The following is a 10763-nucleotide window of genomic DNA, read 5'->3' as shown; positions in this document are numbered from 1 at the left end:
GGCAGAGGAAGAGACAAAAATCTCGCCGTAAAGCGGATGGGGAAACCCCACCCGCCTGCGCGGTGGGGTAGTTCATCGAAGCAGAGCCCCCCATTCTGCTGGGAGCGGTAGCCGGCCTAGGTCAGGCCCACTATACTAAACTAACCATTGGCCTGGCCCGACCCATGTAAAGCAAGTAACGGAGAGGGCCGATACGTTTGCATGCCCACTGACATCCAGGATCCCCACCCATGACGGAAACAGCTGACCTTTGGCCACAGCTTTTGGGACAGTTGCTGGATCGGCAATCTCTGAGCGAAGCCCAAGCCGAACAGTTGATGAACGGCTGGCTGCAGAACCAAGTGCCGGATGTGGTGTCGGGGGCGATCCTGGCGGCTCTGCAAGCCAAGGGGGTCAGCGCCGGTGAACTGGCCGGAATGGCGCGGGTGCTGCAGCGGGCTTCGCTGGGATCCCCGCTGGACTTGCCCCTGTTGGTGGATACCTGCGGCACCGGCGGCGATGGAGCCGGCACGTTTAACATTTCTACAGCCGTGGCCTTTGTGGTCAGTGCAGCCGGGATCCCGGTGGTGAAGCACGGCAACCGTTCGGCCTCTGGCAAAGTCGGCTCGGCAGATGTGCTGGAGGCCCTGGGGGTGAACCTCAACGCCGAGCCAGAGCGGGTGCGGGCGGCGGTGGCGGAAGTGGGCATCACCTTTTTGTTTGCGCCTCACTGGCACCCGGCCATGCGGGCGGTGATCCCCTACCGGCGGGCCCTCAAAGTTCGCACCATTTTCAACCTGTTGGGGCCCTTGGTCAATCCTTTCTACCCCAACCGCCAGGTGATCGGGGTGTACGCGCCGGAGCTGGTGCCGGTGATGGCCGAGGCCCTGTGCCTGTTGGGACGGGAAGGAGCCGTGGTGTTGCACAGCCGGGAAGGTCTCGACGAGGCTGGGCTGGAGCGGGCCACGGATCTGGGCCTGCTCTCCCAGGGATCCCTGCGCACAGAAGTCTTGAACCCACGAGATTACGATCTCACACCTGCGCCCACCTCGGCTCTCCAGGGGGGAGACTTGGCGGAAAATGCCGCCATCCTCACCCGCGTCCTCCAGGGATCCGGAGCACCTGCCCAGCAGGATGTGGTGGCCCTCAATGCCGCTTTGGCTCTGCAGGTGGCGGGAGCTGTTCCCGATTGGGGATCCGGAATTGCCCGAGCGCGGGAGATCCTTGCCAGCGGCGCCGCCTGGGATCGCCTGCAAAAATTGGTCGATTTTCTGGCTTCCTAAAACTCCCGCCCTCGCCCAAAAGCCAACACCTCCTCCACCCCCAGGCGAGGCTTGCGGGGCAAGTTGCCCGGAGCTGGGTAGCCCACCGCCAGGAGCATCACCGGCACGTAGCGGTCGGCAATGCCGAACTCCCGCTTCACCCCTTCCGGGTCAAAGCCGATCATCGGCCCGCTCACTAACCCCTTCGCCTGCGCCGCGATCATCAAGGCCATGGCCGCCAGCGCCCCGGAGCGAATCGCCTCATCTCGCGCCAAAGCGGGATTGTTGGCGTAGGTGGCTTGGGCCATATTCACCCAGCCTTCCGCCCGATCAGGAGAGAGGATCCCGGCAGCAACGGCTCTCTGGACAAGTTCAGGCAGCTTCTCATGCCCCCGCAGATCCCCCAAGATGATAAACACCACCGCCGCATCCGCCACTTTCTGCTGGTTGTAGGCCAGGGACTTGAGGCGTTCTTTGTCCTCGGGATCGGCAACGGCAACGAACCGCCAGTGCTGGATGTTGAAGGAAGAGGGGGCTTCCGTAGCATAGGCAACCAGCTCTCGGATCTCCGCTTCCGATAGACGACGGCTGGGATCAAACCTGTCGGCGGAAATCCGCTCTTTCAGGGCGGCTAGGGCGTCCATAGGGATCCTCTGAGGTGTCGGTCAAAGGCTGCTGCCCCCAAAGGCGGAGGCAAGATTGGCAAATGCTATACATTCCGTGCTCAAACGGTCTGCCTTCTTTGTTATCTCCTTTTTTTGGGCCTGTGGCAACCGGGTGAGGCATGAGTTGGGCTTTGGCAGAGCAGGCGAGCGGGATCCCTGACGCAAAGGCAGGTATGATGGAGAAGTAACCCGGTCTGGTCTGGATCCTGGGGTTAAATGTTGGATTGGTGAGGTTGATGAGGAGAAGCAATCGGTGAACTTCGGTCGAGTGCTGACGGCCATGGTTACCCCCTTCACCGATGAGGGGGAGCTCAACTACGATGAGGCCGCTCGTTTGGCCGATTACTTAGTAACCCACGGCAGCGACGGCTTGGTGGTCTGTGGCACTACGGGCGAGTCTCCCACCCTGACTTGGCAAGAAGAGTACGAACTGTTCCGCGTGGTGCGAGATGCTGTGGCCGGTCGGGCCAAGGTGATCGCCGGGACTGGCTCCAACTCCACCCGCGAGGCCATCGAAGCCACCCGCAAGGCTGCCCAATTGGGCTTGGACGGCTCTCTGCAGGTGGTGCCCTACTACAACAAGCCTACCCAGCTCGGCCTTTACGAGCACTTCAAGGCCGTTGCCCAGGCCAGTGACCTGCCCATCATGCTCTACAACATTCCCGGACGGACGGGGGTGAGCCTGCAGCCGGAAACAGTGGCAAAATTGGCAGAATTGACAACGATTGTCGCCATCAAGGAAGCCAGTGGTACAATGGAAATGGCTTCAGAAATTCGGCGGCTTACTCCCTCCCGTTTCGCTATTTATTCGGGAGACGACTCCCTGACCCTGCCGATTTTGTCTTTGGGAGGCAGTGGCGTGGTCAGTGTAGCCAGTCACCTGGTTGGGCCACAACTGCAGGAGTTGATTCAGAGCTACGCCAAAGGGCAGCACGACCAAGCTTTGGCTCACCATTTGCGTCTGTTTCCGTTGTTCAAGGTTTTATTTGTCGAGACCAACCCCGTTCCGGTCAAGGCAGCGCTGGAGATGCAAGGTTGGCGAGTGGGTCGGGCGCGTCTTCCCCTAGCGCCGCTGCAGCCCAGTTCTCGGCAAGTTTTGCGACAGGTGCTTGAAGAGATGGGCCTACTGGCTGAAGCGAAGGGATCTGAGCAAATGGCGACGAAAGTTTCATGATGGCACCTTGAGGTTTTACTTCCGCTATGACCGGGGTTTGCAGGGAGTTCTTTTGTGGCGTTTGACCTGTGGGTAAGTAGCTTTTTCCCTGAAAAGCTCTTTCCCCCTTTGGGAAATGGATGAGTTGTGGCGGCTGAGTTCAGCTTTCACCCACAGCTGGGTCGGGAATGGCTTGCGCCAATTTCTGTTTTTGCTTTTTACTGTTGAGGATCTAAGCTCATATGCCAACATCACGTTCTTCGGTTGCTTCTCGTTCTGTGACTCCACAAACCACCTCTTCCGTGCAGATGATTCCACTGGGTGGCGAACGGGAGATCGGCAAAAACACCTGGGCCTTCCGCTACGAGGATGACATTATCCTCTTGGATGCCGGTTTGGCTTTTCCAGAGGAGGGTATGCACGGCGTGAATATCGTGCTGCCGGACATGACCTACATCAAGCAAAACCGTGACAAAGTGCGGGGGATGGTGGTTACCCACGGCCACGAAGATCACATCGGCGGGATCCCGTATCACCTACGAGAATTTGATATTCCGGTCATCTACGGCCCCCGATTGGCGCTGGCCTTGCTGGAGGAGAAACTGCGCGATGTGGGGCTATTGAACCGCACAGAATTGCGCCCCGTCGCCCCCCGCGAAATCGTTCCTTTGAGCAAGCACTTTTTTGCCGAATTCATCCGCAACACCCACTCTTTTGCCGATAGCTTTACGGTGGCTCTGCACACGCCGGTGGGTGTCATTATCCAGACCGGTGACTTCAAGATCGACCATACCCCGGTGGATGGGGAGCGCTTCGACCTGCAGCGGCTGGCCGAGCATGGGGAAAAGGGGGTGCTGTGTCTGATTAGCGACTCCACCAACGCCGAAGTGCCGGGGTTTACCCCTTCCGAGGCTTCTGTACTGCCCGGTCTCACCAAGGCGATTGCGGGAGCCAAGGGGCGGGTGATCATCACCACCTTTGCTTCTTCGGTACATCGCCTCAATTTGGTGTTGCAGATTGCCGAGCAGCAGGGCCGGGTGGTGTCTTTGCTGGGCCGCTCCATGTTGAACGTGGTGGCTCACGCGCGGCGCCTGGGCTACATCCGCTGCAAGGACGAAACGCTGCAGCCGATGCACGTGATCAACAGCCTGCCGGACGACAAAGTGATCATCCTTACCACCGGATCCCAGGGCGAACCGCTGGCTGCTCTGACCCGCATTGCCAATGGCGAGCACCCGCAGTTGCAGATCAAGCCGGGAGACACGGTGGTGTGGTCGGCCAACCCGATCCCGGGCAACACGCTGGCAGTAACGCGGGTGATCGACAAGCTGATGGAGCTGGGGGCCAATGTCATCTACGGCAAGGACAAGGGGCTGCACGTTTCTGGCCACGGCTGCCAGGAAGATCAAAAGCTGATGATCGCCCTCACCCGTCCCAAGTTCTTTGTCCCCACCCACGGGGAGTACCGCATGCTGGTCAAACATGCCGAAACGGCGATGAGCATGGGGATCCCGCGGGAAAACATCGTGATTATCGGCAACGGCGATGTGGTGGAGGTCAACCGTGAACGCATTGCTGTCACGGGCCGCGTCCCCTCTGGCCTGCAGATGATCGCCGCTTCCCACGATGGGGTGGTCATGGACGAGATGCTGCAGGAGCGCCAGCAGATGGCCAAAGATGGCATGGTGACGGTAGTGATCAGCTTGGATGGCAGCGGCCAGTTGCTCTGCACGCCGCAGGTGCAAAGTTTGGGCCTGGCGGGTGAGGGCAATTCTTTTAAAGGATCCGACCTAAAACCCCTGCTGGAGGACACCCTCAAGCAAGCTTGGCCGCGCTTTGCCCGCTCGCTGGAGCGGGGCAGGCTGGAGATCGACTGGGCCGGCCTCAAGGGGGAGGTAGAGCGGGTGGTGCGCCGCTTTGTCCGCGAACAACTGCCCGGCAAGCCGACGGTGCTGGTTTTTGTCCAGTCGCCTGAAGAGGAGTCTGTGCCGGTCACCTCTCTGCCAGTTGGGGAAGCCCAGCCGGAACAGGAACGGCTGGCCCTGGGACGACGGCGGCGCTCCTCGGCGGCGGTGGCGGCTTCTTAAGACCGGCTTGCTGGGGTTTCCCAAGACTCCAGCGCCTCTTTCCTGCTACGGGAGAGGAGCGGGGATGTAGAGGCATCATCGGCGCGGCACCCTAGAGGGAGTGCGGATCTAGTGGCCAGGAGATTTCTGCTGCTGAGGGGAGGGATCCCACCTCGCTAAAGGGTGGGCAGCGGCGCTGGGGCGGGACGGGCTGCTGCAGGATCCTCAAGAAGGCCTCGGCCAGGTCGGCATATCCCCGGTCGTTGGGGTGAAAGCCATCGGCCAGCGGGCCGGGGAAGAAAGACTCGCGGCGGTAGGAGCGGGGATCGCAGAGGAGATCCACCACGGGGATCCCTTCTTGGCTCAAGGGGTTGATGGCCCGTTGGCTGAGGCCGACGGAGACCCAAGCCAGCAGTTGCCGCAGGCTGCTGGGCTGCTGCTGCCCCAGGGGGATCAGGGCGAAGTTGGGCAGGTTGGCCACCGCCAGGCGAGCTTGGGGAGCACGGGCCCGCACCGCCTGCAGCAGGGTTTGGTAGTCGGCGGCAAATTGTTGGATCTGGCGCTCAACAAAGGGCAAGGGATCCTCGCCGCGCAGAGTCCGTTGGGCTGCCGCGAAGACAATAGCGTTGGTGTCGTTGCCGCCCACCCAGAGGGTGATCAGGGTGGCGTCGGGAGGGATGCGCGGCACTTGATCCTGGAGCAGGTTGGCCGGGATCCCTTCCCGCAGGGCTTGCATGGCTGGGCTGAGTACCGCTCCTGAGCGGCCCAAGTTAATCAGCTCCACCGGGCCGGGCAGCAGGCGGGCCAGGCGGGGGACATACCCCGTCCCGTTGGGGCAGTCCAGCGGCTCTGAGCGCTGCGGGCGGGTGCCGGCAGCGTTGGCTGGACCATCGCAGGAGATGGAGGCGTTGAAGCCAACGGCATCACTGGCTCCCAGAGCAACGTAGCGGGTGAGGGCGGGCGGGCTGGGTATGAGAACAGCGGGGGGAGATCCAGAGGCTTCGGAACAAGCAGTTAGCCCCCACCCCAGCATCCCGATTGCCATAGAGAGCAGCAGCAACCGAACGGGTCTGGGGGCTTGCCTCTTTTGCCAAGTAGGGGAGCCCATGGGGTAGCTTTGCTGCAGAGGTGGGGGAAGCCCCCAGCCAAGCTAGCCGAAGATTGGCCAATCGGGGAGTATGGTGGGAGTATGGCGCTGCGTTTTTGCAAGTCCCGCACCTACCACGATCCCCTGCACGGTGCCATCAGCCTGGATGGCGGGGATCCGGTCGAGGCGCTGCTGATTCGCCTCATCGACACCCCGGCCTTCCAGCGCCTGCGCCGCGTCCGCCAGTTGGACACCGCTTTTTTTACCTTCCATGGCGCTGAGGGATCCCGCTTCACCCACTCGGTGGGAGTGCTGCAGGTTACGCGGCGCCTGTTTGACAAATTGGCCCGCCGCTACCCGGAGCTGCGCCCCTACCGCGCCGTTACCCTGGTTGCCGCTCTGCTGCACGACATTGGCCATGCCCCCTTTAGCCATGCCGGCGAGGAGATCTTCGGCTGCCGACACGAGGTCTGGACGGCCCGCATCGCGCGGGAGGATCCCCAGATAGCCACGCTGGTGGCGGAGTTTGACCCGCAACTGCCGGCCCAACTGGAGCAGGTGTGGCAGAAACAATTTCCCCTGCCGCTGGTGGGGCAGCTTATTGCCAGCCAACTGGACTGCGACCGCTTTGACTACCTGATGCGCGACAGCCTGCTCACCGGCGCCCAATACGGCCACCTGGATCTGGATCGCATCCTCACGGTGTTGGACTACGACCCGGAGACGGGATCCCTCTCCATTCCCGCCCGCAAAGGCCTGGGAGCCATCGAGCACTATCTGGTGGTGCGCTATTTCATGTACACCCAGGTGTACCAGCACCCCAAGAGCCTGTGTGCCCGCTTTATTTTGGAGCGGCTCTTCAAGCGGGCCCAGGTGCTCCTGCACCAGGGAAAGATCGAGCTGGATCCCATCTTGAGTGCCTGGTGTTGGGCGGCGCTGGCGGTGCAAAAGGGGGATCCCTTCGAGCTGCCTTTGCCCCTCTATTTGGCTGCTGACGATGTGATGTTCAGCTACCCTTTTCGCTTTTGGGCCATGGCGGGGAAGGATCCCATCTTGGCCGATTTGGCGCGGCGCTATTTGGATCGGGATCTATTCAAGGCCCGCAACATCACCCGCCTGCCAGAAGAGCGACGCCAAGAGCTGGTGGCAACTCTAAGCCAGAAGATGCAGCGAGATGGCTTGGATCCAGAAAGCTATTTGGGAATTCGCTCGGCCCATGTCCAGGGCTACAGCTTCTACGACCAAGGGATCCAACTCAAAACCGAGGACGGCTACGTGGAAATTGCCCAGCTCTCGCCGCTGGTGCGATCCCTGGTGGAAACGCAAAGCCAGGTTTGGCTGATCTTCCCCCGCCCCTACAGCGATATCGTAGAGAGGGCTTTGTCTGCCTAGAGGATTGGCAGATCCCAGGGCTAGGGCATGGGCAAAATCCGTTCCTTATCTGAAAGAGGGAAGCAAGAGTGGGAATCCAGGAGATCCTGGCGATGGTGTTGGCGCTAACGGCCCTGGCGATTGCCTTGGTGGCGCTGCGGCTGGGGCGGGCGCTGCGGGCTTCCCCCTGGCTGCGGGATCCCTTGCCGGAGCAAGCGGCAGAGGTCGCAGCGGCCCTGGAGCGGCTGGCGGTGATCGTGCCTGCCTACAACGAGGCGGAGAATGTGGTGGGCTGTCTGAGCAGCATCCTGGACAGCACCGCCGCCCCGCTGCAGGTCTGGCTGGTGGACGACGGCTCCACCGATGCCACCTGGGAGCTGGCCCAGGCCCTGGCCGCCGAACGGCAAGATCCGCGGCTGCACCTGCTCCAAGGGGATCCCCGCCCCCAGGGTCAAACGTGGGTGGGCAAAAACTGGGCCTGTGCCCAGGCCGTTGCCGCCCTGGCCGCCCAGCCTGATCCCCCCGACTACCTGCTCTTTCTCGACTGCGACGTGCGGCTGGGATCCGCTGCCATCGAAGCAACCCTAGGACAGTTGCTGGCAAGCGGCAGCGGCTTGGTAAGCGTAGGGCCTCAGTTGGTGTGCGGCTGTCTGGCCGAGTGGCTGGTGCAGCCCATCATGATGGTCATCTTGGCGGCAGGCTACGACTTTGCCGCCGTCAACGATCCCAAGCGTCCCAAGGCCTTTGCCTTCGGGCCGTTCATGCTGTTTCGCCGCTCCGCCTACGAGCAAGTGGGCGGACACGCCGGCGTGGCCAATGTGGTTATCGAGGATGTGGCCTTGGCCCAGCGCATCAAAGCGGCTGGCCTGGGCTTGCAGATTTGCCTAGGGGGGTCGCGGGTGCGATGCCGCATGTACGCCAATGGAGCCGCCCTCTGGGAAGGGTGGACGAAAAACTGGTTCCTGGGCCTGGAGCGCAACTGGGCCCTCGCCGTGTTGGCGATGGTCACTGTCTTAAGCCTCTGCAGCCTGCCCTGGCTGGGGTTGATCCTGGCTGTGGCTACGGGATCCCTGCAGGTCTTGGCGGCCAGCCTGGCCGGGATCCTAGGCCAAGGGGTTATCCGCCTGCTTCTATGGCGTTGGGCCCACCTGCCGCTGCGTTACTGGTGGCTGACGGCGGTGGGAGGCTGGGTGACGGCAGCCATCATCTTGGCTTCTGCCATCCGCACCACCAGCGGGCGCAACTGGACTTGGCGGGGCCGTCCCCTGGGGTCAAACTAGCCTGGATCCTCTGAAATCTGTTGGGAACATGGTCTAATGGGGGATGTTCGGGGAGCATCCCAAAATAAACAAGCGGCGTTGACAAGGTGTTTACAAAGGTGGGATAGCACCATGCAGGCTTTGGTCATCGGCTCCGGGGGACGGGAACACGCTCTGGCCTGGAAGCTGCTGCAGTCTCCCCAGGTTACACGAGTCTACTGTGCCCCCGGCAACGGCGGCACGCAGCAGATGCCCCGCTGTCAGTCTGTGGCTTTGGCGGCCACCGACATCGAGGGACTGGTGCGATTTACTACCGTGCAAGGGATCCGCCTGACGGTGGTGGGGCCGGAACTGCCCTTGGTGGCGGGAATTGTGGACGCCTTTCAGGCAGCGGGGCTGCCCATTTTCGGCCCCAGTCGCGCCGCCGCCCAACTGGAGGGAAGCAAGCTCTGGGCCAAGCAACTGATGCAGGAAGCGGGGATCCCTACGGCTCCGGCTGCTGGCTTTGCCGACTTGTCCGAGGCGCTGGCCTACCTGGATGCAAGGACTGCGTCAGGCAAAGGCAGCTATCCGGTGGTGATCAAAAAAGATGGGCTGGCCGCCGGCAAGGGGGTGACCGTTGCCCATAGCCGGGAAGAAGCCGTGCAGGCTCTGGAGGCGGCCCTGGCCAAGCCGGGCGAGCAGGTGCTGATCGAGGAGTTTCTCGCCGGCCAAGAGGTGTCGGTGCTGGCCCTGACGGATGGCCAGATCTGCCTGCCGCTGCTGCCCGCCCAAGACTACAAGCGCCTTGGCGATGGCGATACCGGCCCCAACACCGGCGGCATGGGGGCCCACGCTCCGGCAGACTACTTGGTAACCCCAGAACTGTTGGCCCGCATCCAAGCCCAAGTGCTGGATCCCACCCTGCAGGCTCTGCAGCGGCGGGGCATCCGCTACCAGGGGGTGATCTACGCCGGCCTGATGATCACGCCCAATGGGGATCCCTATGTGTTGGAGTACAACTGCCGCTTCGGGGATCCCGAAGCCCAGGTGATCCTGCCCCTGTTGGAAAACCCTCTGGACGAGGTGCTGCTGGCCTGCATCGAGGGACGGCTGGCCGAGGTGCAACTGAAGTGGAAACCCGGCTACGCCGCCTGCGTGGTCATGGCCGCCTCCGGCTACCCTGACAGCTACGAGCGAGGGATCCCCATTGCCGGCCTGGAGGCCGCCGCCGCCACCGGGGCCCTGGTGTTCCATGCCGGCACTCGCCAGGTGGGCAAGCAGCTTCTCAGCGACGGCGGGCGTGTCCTCTGTCTTACCGGCCAAGGGGCAACTCTAGCAGAAGCGCTGCGCCAAGCCTATGCCGCTGTGGAGCAGGTGCAGTTCCCCAAAGCCCACTACCGCTCCGACATCGGCAGCCGCGCCCTCGGGCCTGCCGTCCGGCGAGGTGCGCTGCCCGCCCAGTAACCCCCTCAGCTTCCTAGGCAGAAGTAGGGCCCCAGAGAGGTCGCTTCTCCGGGGCCCCTAAAGCAGTTTTTAAAAAAGCTTTGATGCTTAAACCCTAGCTCCTCTGGTAACGAGACTGCAATGATAGTATCAAAACCTCAACTTTACTTTAAGCTCCTCAACAATAACCCTCTGCTTTGCCCGAGCACGGAGATCGCCCCGTCGGCGCTCTCTCCTGCAACGATCTGGCCCTCTCTTATCCAAGAGGGATCCCGCATCAAGTGGCTGGGGTCATTCCAGTGGCAGAAGGGGTAGTTGCCTGCAGCGGCCCAAAGCACTGGAGAATCGTCTCGCCTAAGTGCATTCAAACAACTGAGCTTAACGTAAGGTGCGGAATTCCCCACCGTCTATACGGTGGAGATGGATAGCACCCTCTGACTGATTCTGGATGTATTGCTTCACAATTTCTAGGGAGCAAATCATGCCAAAGCCTAGC

General features: G+C 61.9%; 8 protein-coding genes. 6 read left to right on the top strand and 2 right to left on the bottom strand.

The annotated features are described in order from the left end of the window. Positions 1-230 precede the first annotated feature (230 nt). Positions 231-1262, top strand: coding sequence for an anthranilate phosphoribosyltransferase (gene trpD, locus NW851_RS12705; protein ID WP_414335480.1), 1032 nt, complete (start codon positions 231-233; stop codon positions 1260-1262). Here the strand turns inward: trpD and NW851_RS12700 are convergent. After that, on the bottom strand, positions 1259-1885 hold the full coding sequence (locus NW851_RS12700) for a nitroreductase family protein (RefSeq protein ID WP_414335478.1): 627 nt from the start codon (positions 1883-1885) through the stop codon (positions 1259-1261). The two genes, trpD and NW851_RS12700, sit on opposite strands and share 4 nt — an antisense overlap. A gap of 274 nt (positions 1886-2159) precedes the next feature. On the opposite strand from NW851_RS12700, the gene dapA reads away from it, so the two are divergent. Both dapA and NW851_RS12690 read left to right on the top strand, forming a co-directional pair. Continuing rightward, entirely contained in the window at positions 2160-3080 is a 921-nt protein-coding gene (gene dapA / locus NW851_RS12695) for a 4-hydroxy-tetrahydrodipicolinate synthase (protein WP_414338996.1), read from the top strand. Positions 3081-3301: 221 nt separating this feature from the next. Beyond that, positions 3302-5146 (top strand): ribonuclease J, encoded by a 1845-nt coding sequence (locus NW851_RS12690; protein ID WP_414338993.1) that lies wholly within the window; start codon positions 3302-3304, stop codon positions 5144-5146. Between the two features lie 91 nt (positions 5147-5237). On the opposite strand, the gene NW851_RS12685 is transcribed toward NW851_RS12690, so the two are convergent. After that, the gene (locus NW851_RS12685; RefSeq protein ID WP_414338990.1) at positions 5238-6170 is read right to left on the bottom strand and encodes an SGNH/GDSL hydrolase family protein; all 933 of its coding nucleotides are present in this window, start codon (positions 6168-6170) and stop codon (positions 5238-5240) included. Between the two features lie 144 nt (positions 6171-6314). On the opposite strand from NW851_RS12685, the gene NW851_RS12680 reads away from it, so the two are divergent. The 3 genes from NW851_RS12680 (at position 6315) to purD (ending at position 10288) form a co-directional block, all read left to right on the top strand. Beyond that, positions 6315-7604 (top strand): HD domain-containing protein, encoded by a 1290-nt coding sequence (locus tag NW851_RS12680; RefSeq protein WP_414338987.1) that lies wholly within the window; start codon positions 6315-6317, stop codon positions 7602-7604. Between the two features lie 68 nt (positions 7605-7672). Beyond that, positions 7673-8863: a glycosyltransferase gene (locus NW851_RS12675; RefSeq protein ID WP_414338984.1), complete on the top strand. Its 1191-nt coding sequence runs from the start codon at positions 7673-7675 to the stop codon at positions 8861-8863. Positions 8864-8974: 111 nt separating this feature from the next. Beyond that, positions 8975-10288 (top strand): phosphoribosylamine--glycine ligase, encoded by a 1314-nt coding sequence (purD, locus tag NW851_RS12670; protein ID WP_414338981.1) that lies wholly within the window; start codon positions 8975-8977, stop codon positions 10286-10288. The last annotated feature ends 475 nt before the right edge of the window (positions 10289-10763 follow it).

It is taken from the genome of Synechococcus sp. H55.7 (assembly GCF_047462395.1).
GTDB lineage: Bacteria > Cyanobacteriota > Cyanobacteriia > Thermostichales > Thermostichaceae > Thermostichus.
This window is presented reverse-complemented; position numbering and strand designations above follow the sequence as displayed.

Bases quoted from the DNA above. Each gene is read 5' to 3' on its own strand.
- NW851_RS12680 (WP_414338987.1), top strand. From the start codon at position 6,315: ATGGCGCTGCGTTTTTGCAAGTCCCGCACCTACCACGATCCCCTGCAC.
- NW851_RS12700 (WP_414335478.1), bottom strand. From the start codon at position 1,885: ATGGACGCCCTAGCCGCCCTGAAAGAGCGGATTTCCGCCGACAGGTTT.
- trpD (WP_414335480.1), top strand. From the start codon at position 231: ATGACGGAAACAGCTGACCTTTGGCCACAGCTTTTGGGACAGTTGCTG.
- purD (WP_414338981.1), top strand. From the start codon at position 8,975: ATGCAGGCTTTGGTCATCGGCTCCGGGGGACGGGAACACGCTCTGGCC.
- NW851_RS12685 (WP_414338990.1), bottom strand. From the start codon at position 6,170: ATGGCAATCGGGATGCTGGGGTGGGGGCTAACTGCTTGTTCCGAAGCC.
- NW851_RS12690 (WP_414338993.1), top strand. From the start codon at position 3,302: ATGCCAACATCACGTTCTTCGGTTGCTTCTCGTTCTGTGACTCCACAA.